Source organism: Sedimentibacter sp., from assembly GCF_032080165.1.
Lineage (GTDB): Bacteria > Bacillota > Clostridia > Tissierellales > Sedimentibacteraceae > Sedimentibacter.
The window spans coordinates 1-16705 of record NZ_DAMASY010000019.1 but is presented as its reverse complement, the minus strand read 5'-3'; the positions used below and the strand labels follow the sequence as shown (position 1 = coordinate 16705).

Below are 16705 nucleotides of genomic sequence, written 5' to 3'. Positions count from 1 at the left end.
AATTATTACCTAAGCACGGTATAATTACATAGATATACTATTAGATGTTCTATAAATGGCTAAGGACTTTTATGTTATGCAAAAATAGCGCACAATGCTATCGGTTCTTGTTGTTAAAAAAACATATGAATATCCTGAATTTATATTTAAAATCTTCAAGGAGTGTAATTTGGGTAATATCTGTATTTGTTAACTGAAAATTAGAACACACAGTAATTAAAATCACGATTTGTATAATTATCAAGTAAATTTAAGAATTATAGCTCAAGGGAAATTGTCGATTACATGCACAAAGAAAAAGCTTATAAGGATTCAGAACAATATCACATTATCTCTTATGAAATAGCAAAAGAGTTAAATGAACTTAGTTAATGTAATAACCCCATCACATTGTGGTGGGAGTTATTTTTTGATACCTATTATATTAAATTTAAACATTGAGTTTTGTAGATAACAGTGTTAAAATTAAAAGATAACGTTTTATATGAATTGTAAGATAATTTGATTTTGGCATTTTAAAAGAGGTACTTTAATGGAGAATCGTATAATTGGGATTTTACCAAATAAAAGCTTAGTTGAAAAAGTCATTAGTGTGCAAAAAAAACGTGGGATTAATTTTCCGGTTTATCATATGCAAACAGAGGATGCTGTTAAGCTTGCCAGAGAAAAAGTTAATGAAGGTGCAAAAGTTATTTTAAGCAGAGGAATGACAGCTAATTACTTAAAAAATAATTTAGATATTCCGGTAATTGATATTAAATATGACTTTTTTCATTTTGCTAATGCTCTTAAAAATGCATTGGAGATTAATAATGAGGTTGCTCTTATCGGTTTCATTGATGCATTTAGATTGGCAAAGAGAGCAGTAGAGTACATAGAGAAAGAAGGACAGAAAATTCATATAGTAATTCTCCCGGACGGTTCTCAAATCGAGGCTAATATTAACAGCTTGCACGAAATGGGGATAAATACCTTTGTGGGAGGAAATTTAGTTGTGTCAACAGCTCGCAGGTTGGGTCTTAATCATGTTTTAATTGAAGCTGATGAAAGAGTTATAGATGAAGCGATTACCAATGCCCTTTATGAGCTTAGGATACATATAGAGCGGGAAGAAAAATATGAACTAATAAAATCAATAATTTCAAACATAACAAATGGTATATTTGCAATTAATAAAAATGGAGATTTAATAACTGCAAACCCAATTGCTCTGAAGTATATTGGGATTAACAGTATAAATAAATCAAGTTACGCCTTAGATAATATTATATCAAGTTCTAAAATAATGAGAACAATAGAAAATGGAGAACTAATCAATGGTGATTTGATTACAATAAACGACAATGATTTAGTTATAAGTTCTTCTCCGATTATTGTTGAAGGAGAAATAAGAGGGGCTGTTGTAACGATTCAGGAGATTAGCAGTATCAAGGAGTTGGATACAAAAATTAGAAAAAAACAAATGCACAAAGGTCATGTTGCAAGAAAGACCTTTGATGATATTATAGGTATAAGTGAAGTTATGAAGTCTTGTAAGAGCAAGGCTTTCAGATATTCACAGGTTGATAGTACTGTATTAATCAGAGGAGATACAGGAACAGGCAAAGAAATATTTGCTCAAAGTATTCACAATGCCAGTAAGAGAGTATCTAAACCGTTTGTTGCTATAAACTGTGCAGCTCTTCCGCCAAATCTCTTGGAAAGTGAGTTGTTTGGATATGTAAAGGGTGCATTCAGCGGCGCGAATTATGAAGGCAAGGCAGGAATATTTGAACTTGCACACACAGGGACAATTTTTTTGGATGAGATTAGCGAGGCATCATTAGATGTACAGGCAAGGTTATTGAGAGTAATTCAGGAAAAGGAAATAATTAGAATTGGTGATGATAAGGTTATTCCTGTGGATGTAAGAATTTTGTCTGCAACAAATAAGGACTTGATAAAGGAAGTTTTTGATAAGAGCTTCAGAGAAGATTTGTATTATAGATTAAGCGTATTAGAGCTGCAGCTGCCTTCCTTGGAAAAGAGAAAGAGTGATATTCCCAAATTAGCCGAGCATCTTATAGATGATATATGTAAAAAGATGAGCATAGGCAAAGTATATATAACTGATGAAGCTATTAAGATATTAACGGAAATAAAATATGAAGGTAATGTCAGACAGCTGTCAAACATTTTAGAGAGAGCTTTTGTTATATCAAATTTTGAAAGAATTGATGAAAAGTGCATACTTGAAGCAGTAGGAGCAGTTAATGAAAGCAAAAATGCTACAGAATTGTTTGAAGCAACTGAATCTATTACTATAGCAGAAATGGAGCGAATGATGATTAAGAGAGCGTTGAGGGAATGCGGTGGCAACAAAACAGCAGCAGCACGCAAATTAGGTATAAGTTTATCTACTATGTGGAGAAAAGTTGGAGATATGGAAGAAACAGTGTCATAATGACACGTCAAAATGATAGGGTGTGTCAAAAAGACATGTCCTATTTTAATTTTTGTTAAATAACAAATCCCTTAAAAATAGGTATAATCAAATTTCATGTCACAGAGGATAAATTGGCACAGTAATTGCTATTTAGTGTACGGATATTAAAATGGAAGGAGTCGAAAATGAGTAAGGTAACAATTGTGGGCAAATATCCTGATGAGGCATACGAATTAATAACTAAAGGTTTGTCTGATAAATTCGAATTAGATTTTATAACAGAACAAGATGATTTGAACAAGATCTCAGATTTGGAATATGTTATTTTGAGAACCTTGAAGATAGATGAAAATATAATCAGGAATAATAAAAATCTTAAATTAATTCAAAGGTGGGGTGCCGGTTATGATACTGTAGATATACAGGAAGCTAATAGAAGAAATATTCCTGTTACGGTAGCTAATGGTATAAACAGCTGTGCTGTGGCAGAACATACAATTCTTTTGATATTGGCATTGTATAGACATTTAGTGCAGCTGAACAATAAAGTAAAAGAAGGAGTATGGGACAGAACTACCTATGCTTCAAATTCCTATACTATCAACGGCAAAAGAGTAGGACTGATAGGATTAGGTGCAATTGGTAAAATGGTCGCATTAAAAACTATGGCTCTTGGTGCAGAGGTTGTGTACTATGATTTATACAGATTGGATAAGGAGCAAGAGGAAAGTCTGAATGTCAAGTTTTTGAAATTGGATGAACTGCTTAGAAGCAGTGATATTGTAAGCATTCACCTGCCGCTTACTTCTGACACGGTTGATTTAATTACAAGGCATGAATTAGATATGATGAAAAAAAATGCTGTTATAGTTAATACTTCAAGAGGTGGAATAATTAAAGAAAATGATCTTGCAGATATTTTAGCAACAGGAAATATTTTAGGAGCAGGGCTTGATAGCTTTGAAAAAGAGCCATATCCAAGGGATGGCAGATTTAATGGTATTGATAATATTATAATGACACCTCATATAGGCGGCACAGTAGATGATTTAATTAAACCAATGGCTGAAAAGGTTACAGAAAATATTATGAGAGTTCATGAAAATAAGGGGCTTAATAAAAGGGACTATATAAATCATAAGGATTGCTCCTATCCTGCAGAATAGAAAGGAAGTGTGAGTATGGATAATAGATGTAAAGCTTTTAAATGCTCAATTATTAGAGGTGGTACAAGCAAGGGTCTCTTTCTTAGTGAAAATGAATTGCCACCGGTTGGAGATGAAAGAGATAAAATAATTTTAAGACTTCTTGGAAGTCCGGATTTGAGGCAGATTGATGGTCTTGGCGGCGCAAATTCTCTTACAAGCAAAATTTGCATTATTGGTCCTTCAGAGAGGGAAGATGCAGATGTAGACTATACATTCGGACAGGTATCTGTAGACAAACCAATAATCGATTGGCAGGGTAATTGCGGCAATCTATCTTCGGCTGTCGGGTTGTTTGCTATAAATAATAACTATGTAAAGGCAAGTGAACCAACTACTACTGTTAGAGTTTATAATACAAATACATCCAAAATTATTAATGTCATAGTTCCTGTGTCTAATGGATATGCCATATCTGAAGGTGAACATAGGATACCCGGAGTTCCCGGAACAGGTGCAAAAATAATAATGGAATTCTTAGACCCGGAAGGCGGTGTTACAGGTAAAGTTCTTCCAACCGGAAATTCTGCAGACATAGTAGAAACAAAAGATGGAAGGAAATTTAATATATCTGTTGTTGATGCAGTAACACCTGTAGTATACATAAAGGCCGAAGAATTAGGTCTTAATGGGACAGAATTACCAATCGAGATAGAGAAGAGAACTGACATACTTAGTATGATGGAAGAAATAAGATGTATTGCGGCTGAAATGATTGGTTTAGTTGACAACAGAGATGTTGCAACAGAGAAAAGTCCTGCATTTCCAAAGGTTGGGTTTGTTACAAGAGCAAAAGGTTATGTAAATCCTGAAGGTATATATATAGATGAAAATGATGTTGATATAGTTGCAAGGCTTGGTTCGATGCAAAAAATGCATAGAGCATATATGATTGGCGGAGCTGTAAGTACAGGTGCAGCATCAAGGATTCCGGGAACTATTATATGGGATGCTTTAAAAGAAGAAGCAAGAAAAGGAAAAACCCTTAGAATTGGTCATCCATATGGCTCAATGAAAGTTGATGTAGACCTTAATGAAGATAAAATAACTAAGGTATGTGTTGACAGAACTGCAAGAGTTCTAATGGACGGAATAGCATATATTCCGGAAAGTATTTAGTATAAATTGATAGAAACGAGGTGATAGAATGGATGATAAAATTAGAGACTTGAGGTCTGGGATTGTTATAGTTTTGTTTTCGTTATTTTCTTATTTTTGGTTGATACCAAATCAAATATCTGTAAGGAAGGGCGTAACTATCGGTGCTGACTATTTCCCTGAGCTTCTTGTAACAATTATTGGAATATGTGGAGCTGTACTTATAATTGAGGGTTTAATATATTTGCATAAAAAAGGTGAACTAAGTCTATCAAGTATATTAGGTATTAGTAATGTGACACAATTAAAGAAATATTTGCCTCATGTTATATTTCTGCTGTCAACAGTAATTTATCTTATTGTTATGCAATATTTAGGATTTGTTATTGCAAGCATTCCGTTTCTTATATTTCTCTTACTATTTTTCGGGCATTCAAAAATTGCTTGGTGTTCAGTAGTATCTGTAATATTTGTAGTGGCAATTTATTTATTATTTTCCAATGTATTCAGGATAAGGTTTCCTGTAGGACCATTTGGATTTTAAGGATGGGGTGAGTAAATGGATTTAATTTTAGATGTGGCAATTGATTTTATATCAGTAAAAGTAATAGTAGCTTTACTTATAGGCGTAGCAGTGGGAATAGTCGGAGGAGGCATGCCGGGCATAAGTCCCAGTATGACAATTGCCTTGCTGCTTCCGGTTAGTCTTTATCTTCCAACGACAGTAGCAATAGCTCTTATGATAGGTTCATATCAAGGGGCCATGTTCGGAGGGTCAATTTCAGCTATATTAATAAATACTCCCGGTACTGCCAGTGCCGCTGCGACTACCCTTGATGGATATCAGATGGCTGCTAACGGTCAATCCGGCAAGGCGTTGCATATGGCACTATTTGCATCATGTACAGGCGGATTGGTTGGAGTTTTGATTCTACTTGCCATGGCGAAACCGTTGTCTGCTGTAACATTAAAGTTTGGACCTCCTGAGTATTTTGGCTTGATGGTGCTTTCACTGTCATTAATTGCAGGTATTTCAGGGAAGTCATTAATAAGAGGACTTATATCGGCGGGATTTGGACTATTGATTGCAACTATTGGTATGGACCCTATATATGGAACTAAGAGATTTACATTTGGCAATATAAATTTAGGAGATGGAGTTCAGACATTATCAGTTTTTATAGGAGTATTTGCTTTAACAGAGCTTTTAATGCAGCTTTCGAAGGGTAGAAACGAGCTTTATGAAAAAGCGGAGACATTGACCCTTAAAGATAACAATATTTCATTAAAAGAGTATCTTAGCAATTTTGTAACTATGGTTAAGTCTGGTATTATGGGAGCTTTGATTGGTGTTTTGCCGGGTATCGGTGGAAGTACAGCATGCTTTATTTCTTACGCTGAAGCTCAGAGAGTATCAAAGCATCCTGAAAAGTTTGGAACCGGTATACTTGAAGGCATTGCTGCTCCTGAAGCGGCAAATAATGCAGTTTCAGGCGGGGCGCTTGTTCCGATGCTGACACTTGGGATACCGGGTGATGTTGTAACAGCAATATTAGTGGGAGCATTAATAGCTCATGGAATTAAGCCGGGACCCTTATTGTTTGTTGAAAATATTGAAAGCGTTTATACAATCTATATAGCTTTGCTATTATCTGTAATAGGGTTATTGATAGTAGGCAAGCTTGGAGTTCCGTTATTCTCGAAGATAGTTAATATAAGAAAGGCCACATTATTGCCGATGATATTAATTATCTGTATAGTTGGTACTTATTCAACCAGAACAAATTTATTTGACCCAACTATAATGATTGTGTTTGGAGCTTTAGGATATATAATGAAAATTAACAAATTTCCAATTCCACCTCTTGTAATAGCATTTGTTATTGGAGGGCAGCTTGAATCAAGCTTAAGACAAAGTTTAGTTTTATCTGATGGAAGCTTTGAGATATTTTTTACAAGGCCAATTTCGGCAGTTTTGATTGTTATTGCGATTATTTCTGCAGTGTTTATGTTTATTAGAAATAAAAAGTTTCAAGCAAAAGCAGAGCTGTCTGAAAAATAAAAAAATCATTACATAATTATGGAGGTTATTATGAAATTAAAGAAAATGTTATCACTTATTTTAGTAATACTGTTATTTATCACAGGTTGTTCACCAAGTTCTCCTGCAACCGATGAATCAAAACCTAAGGAAGTAGATTTCCCTAATAAACCGGTTGAGATGGTTGTAGGGTTTTCTGCCGGTGGAGGAACTCACTTAGCAGCAGAATTACTTACACCGGAAGCATCAAAATTTTTAGGACAACCGATGCAAATTACTTGTAAACCTGGTGCCGGTGGTGCTATAGGTGCAACTTCTGTGGCTTCATCAAAAGCTGATGGTTATACTTTACTATATGCTACAATGTCACTTCCGATTTCATTGTACATGGATACTGTAGACTTTAGCAAAGATGACTTTGTAGGAATAGCATTGGCAAGTGATGTTGCCCCTGTATTGGCTGTAAGAGCTGACGCTCCATATAACAATGCGGCGGAATTAATTGAGTGGATTGAAAAAAATCCTGGTGAGTTTTCTTGGTCACATCCTGGAGTAGGTTCAACACTTCATGTTCTTGGTGCAAATATGATGTATAGAATGGGTGTTATTAATGAAATAAAAGAAGTACCATTTGCAGGTACAAACGAAGGATTAAGTGCAGTATTAGGAGGTCATGTAAGTAGTGTTGTAGGGTTCCCGGCATCATTCCTTGAACAAGTTAAAGCCGGTGAAATGAAAATTATAGGTGTATCCAGTCCTGAGAGAATATCTGACTTGCCGGATGCACCAACGTTTTTAGAACAAGGTTATGAAGCTACACTTACTTCAACAAGAGGAGTATTTGCACCTAGCGGTACACCAGAAGAAGTAATAAAAATACTTGATGAATCATTTGAAAAAATCATAAAAAGTGAAGATTATTTAAAAAGAGGAACTGATTTAGGCGAACCACCTGTATATGCAAATTCTCAAGAATTTGACAAGATGTATAGAGAACAATGTGATATGATTGAAGAATTGCTTAAGGAAATTGGATTAGTAGAATAGTATATGAAATTAATACTGCCCTGTCCGCTTAAGACGGGGCAATATTTTAGAAAGGTTAATAAAGGTGATAATAATATGCATAATATAGGTTTTAGAATTTTTACAAATATTGAAAGACCATCTAAAGGACTTGTAGAAAAATTTAGAGATATTCCTGTTGCTAATATATGTGACAACATGGGACGTATATATTGTATGGATTATACAATAAAACCCTTTAATGATGTCAAATTATTAGGAGTAGCATTGACAGTAAAGGCACCTCTTGGAGACAATCTTATGTTTCATAAAGCAATAGAGATGGCAAGACCCGGAGATATAATCGCAGTTGATGGAGAAGGCTGTATGGACCATTCGCTGTGTGGTGAAATAATGTATAGAACAGCTAAGAAAAAAGGTATAGCCGGATTTTTGATAAATGGTTGTATTCGTGACGTTGAAGCTCTAAATGATTTAGAATTCAGTGTTTACGCAAAAGGAGTTCAGCCAAAGGGCCCATATAAAAATGGTCCCGGCGAAATTAATGTTCCTGTTGCCATAGGTGGACAGGTTGTTTTACCGGGTGATATATTGGTAGGAGATAAAGATGGTGTTGTAGTAATAAGACCTTCAGATGCACAGGAGCTATACGAAAAGGCATCAGCTCATAATTCTATGGAAATAGATAAGCTTAAAAAAATTGAAGAAGGAACTCTCAATAAGAGTTGGGTTGATGAAACACTTATTAAGAAAGGTTGTGAGTTTCTATAATATTAACAATTTTGGACGGTGATATAATTTGGGATTAAATTTAGCAGAAAAAATATTAACAGAACATTTGATATCTGGAGAAATCAAAAAAGGGAATGTTATAGAAATAAAAATAAATCAGACATTGTTACAGGATGCATTAGGTACTATGGCTTGTTTGCAGTTTGAAGCAATGGAGCTTGATAAAATAAATACGGATTTATCAATAATATATGTAGATCATAATACACTGCAAACAGGTTATGAAAATGCTGATGATCATGTATACTTACAGTCGTTTGCAGAAAAATATGGGCTTTACTATTCAAAACCCGGCAATGGAATATGTCATCAGGTGCATCTTGAGAGGTTTGGTTATCCCGGCGGAACTCTTATTGGCTCTGATTCGCATACTCCTACTTGTGGAGGACTGGGCATGTTGTCAATGGGAGCAGGAGGACTTGATGTTTCTGTAGCTATGGCAACAGGAGTCTATAATTTAAAGGTTCCGGATGTGATAGAAGTTGAGTTGAAGGGGAAGCTGTCAAATGGATGTGCAGCTAAAGATATAATACTTAAGCTGTTAAGTATCTTAAGTGTAAAAGGCGGAGTAGGAAAAATAATTGAATATACAGGAGAAGGAATATCAGGACTAACTGTATATGACCGTGCAACTATAACTAATATGGGCGCGGAATTAGGAGCTACTTCATCGATTTTCCCTTCAGATTATCAGACAAAGCTATTTTTGGAAGCTCAGGGCAGAGGTGAATGCTTTAAAGAGCTAAAGGCAGATGCGGATGCAATATATGCTGACAAAATTGCAATAAATTTAGATGAGTTAGAACCCCTTATAGCATTGCCTCATAGTCCTGATAATGTTAAAAAGGTATCTGAGTCGGGTAAAGTTAAGGTGGATCAAGTATGTATCGGCTCGTGTACTAATTCCTCCTATGGTGACCTGATGATAGTAGCAAAGGCGTTGGAAGGCAAAACAATTCATAAAGATGTTTCTTTGGTAATATCTCCAGGTTCCAAGCAAGTTTTAAATATGCTTGCAATGAACGGAGCTCTTTCAAGTATTATATCTTCCGGAGCAAGGATTTTAGAATCTGCGTGTGGACCTTGTATTGGAATGGGTCAAGCACCAAAAAGCGGAGGAGTATCCTTAAGGACTTTTAACAGGAATTTTGAAAAACGAAGTGGAACGGATGATGCTAAAGTCTATCTTGTCAGTCCGGAAACCGCTGTAGCATCAGCGCTGACCGGGTATATAACAGCACTGGATATGGATGTTTCGGGTTATAAATCAACATTGCCTGAAAAATTTATTATAAATGATAATTTGATATTGAAACCTAAAGATAATGGAAATAAAGAGCAAGAACTCATAAAGGGTAAAAATATTAAACCTTTTGCTATTTTTGACGAACTTAAAGATTCGATTGAAGGTAAGTCATTAATAAAGGTGGAAGATAATATAACTACAGATCATATTGTGCCTGGCGGGGCAAAGGCATTGTCTAACAGATCCAACATTCCATTTTTATCAGATTACTGTCTTGTAAGATGTGAGAAACACTTCCCCGCTAATGCTAAGAAGTATGGCGGAGGATTTATAATTGGTGGTGAAAACTATGGACAAGGGTCATCCAGGGAGCATGCAGCTTTAGTCCCTGTTTATCTTGGGATTAGAGCAGTAATTGCTAAAAGCTTTGCCAGGATTCATAAATCGAATTTGATTAACACAGGAATTCTACCTCTTGAGTTCAGTAATCCAAATGATTATAATCGTATTGATTTTTTAGATGATATAATTTTAGTGGATGTGAAAGAAAGTTTGATGTCAAATAAGGAAATAAAAGCGATAAATAAAACTAAGAATTTCGAATTTAACCTTCTTTGTAATGCTGCTGACAGGGAAAGAGAAATACTTGTATCAGGCGGAATGATAAGATATGTAAATAAAAATGTAAGTTTTTAATGGAATCCCACAGCTTATTTTGCTGTGGGATTTAAAGATTACAAATTTTTATGCTTTATTGAGTATATTCCAAAATGGTGATAAAACTAAACACTCAAAAAACCTATTGTGAGATATGCTGCTATGGATAATGATCCACAGATCAACGCGTAAGGTAATTGTGTCTTAACATGGTCTATATGGTCAGCAGCAGCACCTGTTGATGCAAGTATAGTTGTATCTGACAGAGGTGAGCAATGGTCTCCGAAAACCCCTCCACCTGCTACTGCAGCAAAACAAGCAACTACCAATGATGTAACTTCCCCTCCTGAGAAACTAAATGCCAACGGAAGTGCTATAGGCATACATATTGCAAAAGTACCCCATGATGTTCCGGTAGCGAATGCCGTTACTGCTGCAATTAAGAATATTATTGCAGGTAACAGCTGAGGGCTTAAAAACCCTTCAGTAACAGAAATAATGTAATTTGCAGTTCCCATAGTCTTACTTAATGAATTGATTGAATAGGCAAGAGCTAATATCATTATAGCAGGAACTGCGCCCTTAACTCCCTCTGTTATGGTATGCATAATTTCCTTAAATGGTATACCCTGAATGAACATGCTCACGCTCATAAATATTACTACAAACAAAAATGCTTCCATTGTTTTTGCAGAATTTAAATGAATATACGTTCCAATTGCTATGGACATAATCATTATAACCGGAAGAACGAAGTTTAAAAATACTCTTTGTTGTATACCCGGATAAGCTTCCATTTCAGTTAATTCTTTACCAATCAATGGTTCGGCTCCATCCCGTAATACCTTTCCTTCGTTGACAGCTCTTTCTTCAGCCCTTTTCATAGGTCCGAAGTCCTTTATTATACCTGCAGCTATCAAGCCTACAAAAGCAACTGTAATCAGTGCGTAGAAGTTAAACGGTATTGCTTTGATAAATAATCTCATTGCATCTTCCTGAGTTGCGATAGCACCTACACCTATTGCAAGCCCGCTAAGATATGCTGCCCACCCCGTTATAGGAACCATAACGCTTACGGGTGCTGCACCGGAATCCGCTATATAGGATAATTTTTCTCTTGAAATCTTTGCCTTGTCAGATATGCTTCTCATGGTTGTTCCAACAAATAAAGGGCTGAAGGAGTCAGAAAAATATACAAACCCACCTAATAACCAAGCAACAATCTGTACAGCTTTCCTGCTTAAATTTTTATTTTGGATATATTGAGAAAAGCCCTGTATTGCCCCTGTTTTTTGGAAAAAGGCAACTAATATTGCAATAAACGTATTTAAAAGCATTACCCATGAAAAACTTGTTGTTCCCAAGCTTGTTTTTAATAATGTAGGGAATCCTAATAAGCCCTGTCCTGCAATAAGTGTACCTACTAAACAAGCAAAGGCAAGTGATACAACAGTATTTCTGGTAGTAAAAGCAAGCGCAATTGCCAAAAGTGACGGTATAATTGATATAAATCCCATGTTTACTACTTCTTCCATTTCTTCCTCCTAAATTTTAATTATATTGTTAGATTTTGTTACGGTCGCCGACGGTGCCGGATTCAAATCTTTATCTGCTATATTAAGTATGTCCTCCGGTCTTATCCATGGTCTATTCTGAAGAGCACTTGTTTCTTCGTGTGTCAAATATCCCTTGTATGTAGTCAAGCTCCTTCTTAAGTAACCATCTCTCATACATGCTTCTTCGATTCCCAAATTCATAATATTTCTAAGGTGAGGCAAGACAGATGCTGCGTAAGCTACAGTTGTTGAATTTGCAATTGCTCCGGGAATATTTCCCACACAGTAATGAACTACTCCTTCCTCTGTATATCTTGGGTTTTCGTGTGTTGTTTCACGGAATGTTTCTATTACACCGTAATCGTTGCTGATATCCACAATTACAGAACCTCTTTGCATAGACCTTACCATTTCCCTGTCAATCAAAAACTCTTTGCTTCCTTTTGGCCATTTTACACAGTTGATTACTAAATCCATCTCAGGAAGAAGCTTCTTGAGATTGTATTTTGTTGATATGACTGTATTTACCTTTTCATCATACATTTTTCCTATATCTCTTAAAGTTGCAATATTAATATCCATTACAGTAACCCAGGCACCCAGAGATTGAAGAACCTGAAGAGCATTTCTGCCGACTATTCCGCCTCCAAGTATAAGAACTTTTATGCTCGGAGCGCCTGCGAGACCGCTTACAAACTTTCCGTTTCCACCATTTATGGATAAAAGAGATTCAAGACCCATTAAGGCACCTTGTTTTCCTGCTGCTTCGCAGTTAGGCGAACCGTATCGATGTGAATCCTCAGCTGTAAATGCAATTACCTTTTTATCCAATAGTGCCTGAACTTCTTCACTGTGAGCTGCAGGATGGATGCAAGTGAATATAATTTGGTTTTCTCTAAGTAAATTGTACTCAGATTGCTCTATTTCTTTTACTTTAGCAAGAAAATCACACCTATCATACATTTCTTCCATTGTTTCAACAATTTCAGCACCAACACCCGCGTATTCTTCATCTGAAAATCCGGCTTTAGCTCCGGCATTCTTCTGCACTAATACCTTATGACCGTCACCGCATATGCTTGCAACCTCAGATGGTGTAGCTATAACCCTGAACTCACCATTCTTAATATCTTTCAATACACCAAAATTCAAATTACTGCCTCCTTAATTATTTTGTCTTAATTTAACATATGCATTATTCATGCCAAGAAAAATATTTATAAGAAGGTTGAAAATTCAATGAGCTACAGTAGAATTAGCATAAAAATGCATTTGTAAAACATTAGTATTGCCCACAAATGAGCGGCAGTCTGCTCATTTGCGGGCAATTTATTAAATAAGATTAAATTTTTTAGATTTTCTCTGTAATGTTTGTCTTGGTATTTTCAATATATCAGCAGCTTTTGTCATATTGTAACCTGTATTTATTAATACTTTTTCTATTATTGAACTTTCATACTTATCAACCATTGTTACAAGAGGCTCTAATTTAATATTTGATTCATTGTTTATGTTCAGCATATAGTTGAATTTACTTTCAATATCAGAAAATTTCAAACTTTCACTTGTGCTATTTACCATACTGAGACCATAAATCAGCACGTTCTCCAATTCTCGGACATTACCCGGCCAATCATATTCATATAGCTTTTTATAAAGATTGTTGGAAACATACTTTATATTCTTGTTAAATATCTTATTGTACTTAGATACAATATAGCTGGTCAATAGGGGTATGTCGTCCTTACGCTCCCTCAAAGGAGGAATGTTGAAACTTATAGCACTCAGTCTATAATATATATCCTTTCGCATAGTGCCTTTTTCTATCGCCATCACCGGATCCTCGTTAATTGCGGCAATCACTTTGACATCAACTACTTTTTCCTCTTTTGAGCCAATGCTCCTAAAGGTGCTGTCCTGTAAAACTCTTAATAGTTTTGACTGCAAGTGAGAAGGCATTGAATTGACCTCGTCTAAAAATATAGTTCCACCTTCAGCCAGCTCCAATAATCCTATGTTATCTACCGCTCCGGTAAAGGCACCCTTCGATGTACCAAACAATATGCTTTCCAATAAGTTTTCAGGTATAGCCGCACAGTTTTGGGCTATAAACGGCTTGTTTTTCCGTGGGCTCTCATTATGTATTGCATGAGCGAACATTTCTTTGCCGGTACCTGTTTCTCCGCTTATTAAGGTTGGCAGATTGCAATCAGCCGCAACATTAATATACTTTTTCAATTCCTTCATGCGGTTGTTATCGGTAATTATATTCTCAGTTACAAAACTTGCACGACTTTCTCTTAAATCTAATTTATTTACACTTTTGCCTCCGGATGCTGCTTCTGCTATTTTTGATTTAAAATTTCTTTCGTATAAATCGGTATCTATTTCAATTTTATCTTTAACATCGTTATCATACTCGCTCACAGATAAATCAATAGCACCTACAATTTTGCTGCTTGATTTTATAGGTATGGATAGAGAAGTAATTTTAATAGGAACTCTGTCAGCTGATTTAAGAATTTGATTTTCAACATAGAAAGGTACTCCGTGAATCATAGACTGATAAGTACTGCTTGTATTTTCATCAAGATTTTCATAGACTTCAAGAAAATTTTTACCTATGACTTCATAATTTTCATCAGCTTCAGAATTCAGTTTGTTGTTAAATTTTGCAGTAAACAAAATTTCACCCTTCAAGTCTATAATAGTAATTCCATCAATATAACCTTTATTGTTAAATAAATTTTTCATAAGTTCCATAACTTTTCTCCCTGCTGCTTATTTCTATTTAAACATGATTTTGTTGCCGGCAGTTTTATGCCTTCTGCAAGAATGCTCTTAACAGCATTATACAACATTATACAACATATTAAAGAAAAATGAACCCTATAATTCTGAACTTTACCGAAAACCTGATGTAAAAAAACAGCTGATTAAGATTTACTCTTATCAGCTGTTTTTTAAAAGTGATTATGGGGGGTAATTATTACATAAATTATCCTGCTGAATCTTATTAGTTTACAGCTTTTGCAGATGATTTTTCTTCTAATTTTGAAACAAGGATTGTTCCTGCCAGGTCTCCTAAACAGTTGTTCGTTGTAGTACCCATATCAAACAATCTATAGAAAGCTGCGATGATTCCAATTATCTCCGTTGGAAGCCCAAATGCTTCAACCATAACTAACAGTTTAACAATACCGCTTCCGGGTATTCCGCCGCCGCCGGTTGAAAAGATAGCAGATAATAAAATTACCTTAAGCATTGTACCTATACTTAAAGGAACACCAACTACCTGACTTATGAATACTATTACGACTCCATACAGCAAAACACTTCCATCATAGTTCATCTGAGAACCTAAAGGAACTGTAAATCCTGAAATACTTTCAGGAACACCAAATTTTTCTTTTGCAACTTTTATATTTACCGGAATAGAGGCAACACTGCTGCAAGTAGATATAGTATAAATCCATAACTCGGCACTATCTTTAATAAATCTAATCGGGTTTATACCGGTTTTAAACCACAAGAAACCACCGTAAATCAATACTGTATGTACAATACAAGCTAAATAGTAAGTTCCTGCCAATGTTGCCATACTGGTAAATATACCAGCTCCATATGTAGCAAAGGAATCTGCCATAAGGAAAAATACACCTATAGGAGAGACTATCATTATCATACTGATCAGAGAAAAAACCATTTCGCTTAATGAATTAAATCCATTTATTATTGTTGTTTTTAGACTTTCTGTTTTCATTCTTAATATAGCAATACCTATCAATACAGAAATTATAAGTGTTTGTAATATATTGCCATCTGAAAATGACTTAAACATATTAGATGAAAACATACTTGTGAAAAAATCTGCTATGGTTATGTCAGTACCAGCCACAACTTCCTTTGAAGCTAAACCGGTAAAGTTGGCAATATTACCCGGCTTGACTATTGTCGCAACAATTATACCTATAACAGAAGCAATCAATGTAGTTGCAATATAATAAGTCATTATTCTAAAACTAATGCGTCCCAAGGATTTAATATCCTTTTGTGATACAATACCGGTAACTATAGTTACAATAATCATAGGGACCACTATCATTTTAATCATATTTAACCATATGTCACCGATAAATCCAACCTCAGTCATAGGTTTTCCGATAACAAGTCCAAATATTGCACCTAATATCATTGCTAAAAAAACTTGAGAAGTTAACAAGAATTACTTATTGGGCATTCTGAGAATAGCAACTTTAGCAGCAATATTAATCTTCTGCTCTAAGCCATCGTTGCTTGCTTGGGCCTTAGCAGATGTTGGAATGGGCGTTATGTCCTGGTTAAACTTTATAGCATTAATTTTATTAAGTAATGTAGCATTTAAAGTATTTAAGGATTTTGAAGAACAATATAGACTCAAAGGTGATGCACAATTTGACCCTGAAAATCTTGGCATAAAAAACACAGAAGTATGGAATGAAAAGGAAAAGACAATCGTGTAGTAAGTAATAAATATCAATAATTTTAGAATTGCTACAGATGGAGATAATATTTCTCAGCTGTAGCAATTATTCTTAAAAAGGTAAAATTAAATAAAATAAGGAAGTGTAGAAATGATAAAAAAAGGCGAATGGGTTTTAATACACAGGAAAGTATTAG

At 35.1% G+C, this 16705-nt stretch carries 13 protein-coding genes; 9 read left to right on the top strand and 4 right to left on the bottom strand.

The window, feature by feature from the left end:
• The first annotated feature begins 532 nt into the window (after window positions 1-532).
• From RT412_RS16810 to RT412_RS16775, 8 genes are all read left to right on the top strand, one after another.
• Entirely contained in the window at window positions 533-2443 is a 1911-nt protein-coding gene (locus tag RT412_RS16810; protein ID WP_313346884.1) for a sigma 54-interacting transcriptional regulator, read from the top strand.
• A gap of 167 nt (window positions 2444-2610) precedes the next feature.
• A complete protein-coding gene (locus tag RT412_RS16805; RefSeq protein WP_313346881.1) occupies window positions 2611-3591 on the top strand; it encodes a 2-hydroxyacid dehydrogenase in 981 nt (326 codons plus the stop codon).
• Between the two features lie 15 nt (window positions 3592-3606).
• A complete protein-coding gene (locus RT412_RS16800) occupies window positions 3607-4749 on the top strand; it encodes a PrpF domain-containing protein (protein WP_313346878.1) in 1143 nt (380 codons plus the stop codon).
• A 28-nt stretch (window positions 4750-4777) separates the two neighbouring features.
• On the top strand, window positions 4778-5272 hold the full coding sequence (locus RT412_RS16795; RefSeq protein WP_313346875.1) for a tripartite tricarboxylate transporter TctB family protein: 495 nt from the start codon (window positions 4778-4780) through the stop codon (window positions 5270-5272).
• 15 nt (window positions 5273-5287) lie between these two features.
• A complete protein-coding gene (locus RT412_RS16790) occupies window positions 5288-6790 on the top strand; it encodes a tripartite tricarboxylate transporter permease (protein WP_313346872.1) in 1503 nt (500 codons plus the stop codon).
• Window positions 6791-6820: 30 nt separating this feature from the next.
• Window positions 6821-7816 (top strand): tripartite tricarboxylate transporter substrate binding protein, encoded by a 996-nt coding sequence (locus RT412_RS16785; RefSeq protein WP_313346870.1) that lies wholly within the window; start codon window positions 6821-6823, stop codon window positions 7814-7816.
• A 75-nt stretch (window positions 7817-7891) separates the two neighbouring features.
• Window positions 7892-8566, top strand: a complete 675-nt coding sequence (locus RT412_RS16780; RefSeq protein ID WP_313346868.1) for an RraA family protein — start codon at window positions 7892-7894, stop codon at window positions 8564-8566.
• A 28-nt stretch (window positions 8567-8594) separates the two neighbouring features.
• Window positions 8595-10529, top strand: coding sequence for an aconitate hydratase (locus RT412_RS16775; protein ID WP_313346865.1), 1935 nt, complete (start codon window positions 8595-8597; stop codon window positions 10527-10529).
• An 86-nt stretch (window positions 10530-10615) separates the two neighbouring features.
• On the opposite strand, the gene RT412_RS16770 is transcribed toward RT412_RS16775, so the two are convergent.
• The 4 genes from RT412_RS16770 to RT412_RS16755 all read right to left on the bottom strand — a co-directional run bounded on the left by RT412_RS16770 (window position 10616) and on the right by RT412_RS16755 (window position 16268).
• Entirely contained in the window at window positions 10616-12025 is a 1410-nt protein-coding gene (locus RT412_RS16770; protein WP_313346862.1) for a Na+/H+ antiporter NhaC family protein, read from the bottom strand.
• Between the two features lie 9 nt (window positions 12026-12034).
• Window positions 12035-13198: an alanine dehydrogenase gene (locus tag RT412_RS16765; RefSeq protein ID WP_313346859.1), complete on the bottom strand. Its 1164-nt coding sequence runs from the start codon at window positions 13196-13198 to the stop codon at window positions 12035-12037.
• A gap of 180 nt (window positions 13199-13378) precedes the next feature.
• Window positions 13379-14809 carry a sigma 54-interacting transcriptional regulator gene (locus tag RT412_RS16760; protein WP_313346856.1) on the bottom strand — a complete coding sequence of 477 codons (1431 nt, stop codon included), beginning with the start codon at window positions 14807-14809 and terminating at the stop codon, window positions 13379-13381.
• A gap of 253 nt (window positions 14810-15062) precedes the next feature.
• On the bottom strand, window positions 15063-16268 hold the full coding sequence (locus RT412_RS16755; protein WP_313346854.1) for a dicarboxylate/amino acid:cation symporter: 1206 nt from the start codon (window positions 16266-16268) through the stop codon (window positions 15063-15065).
• A 10-nt stretch (window positions 16269-16278) separates the two neighbouring features.
• On the opposite strand from RT412_RS16755, the gene RT412_RS16750 reads away from it, so the two are divergent.
• Window positions 16279-16548, top strand: coding sequence for an alanine:cation symporter family protein (locus RT412_RS16750; protein ID WP_313346852.1), 270 nt, complete (start codon window positions 16279-16281; stop codon window positions 16546-16548).
• Window positions 16549-16705 lie beyond the last annotated feature (157 nt).

Excerpts from the sequence above, each read along its gene's own strand:
- RT412_RS16770 (WP_313346862.1), bottom strand. The coding sequence starts at position 12,025 with ATGGAAGAAGTAGTAAACATGGGATTTATATCAATTATACCGTCACTT.
- RT412_RS16790 (WP_313346872.1), top strand. The coding sequence starts at position 5,288 with ATGGATTTAATTTTAGATGTGGCAATTGATTTTATATCAGTAAAAGTA.
- RT412_RS16810 (WP_313346884.1), top strand. The coding sequence starts at position 533 with ATGGAGAATCGTATAATTGGGATTTTACCAAATAAAAGCTTAGTTGAA.
- RT412_RS16760 (WP_313346856.1), bottom strand. The coding sequence starts at position 14,809 with ATGGAACTTATGAAAAATTTATTTAACAATAAAGGTTATATTGATGGA.
- RT412_RS16800 (WP_313346878.1), top strand. The coding sequence starts at position 3,607 with ATGGATAATAGATGTAAAGCTTTTAAATGCTCAATTATTAGAGGTGGT.
- RT412_RS16805 (WP_313346881.1), top strand. The coding sequence starts at position 2,611 with ATGAGTAAGGTAACAATTGTGGGCAAATATCCTGATGAGGCATACGAA.
- RT412_RS16780 (WP_313346868.1), top strand. The coding sequence starts at position 7,892 with ATGCATAATATAGGTTTTAGAATTTTTACAAATATTGAAAGACCATCT.
- RT412_RS16795 (WP_313346875.1), top strand. The coding sequence starts at position 4,778 with ATGGATGATAAAATTAGAGACTTGAGGTCTGGGATTGTTATAGTTTTG.
- RT412_RS16785 (WP_313346870.1), top strand. The coding sequence starts at position 6,821 with ATGAAATTAAAGAAAATGTTATCACTTATTTTAGTAATACTGTTATTT.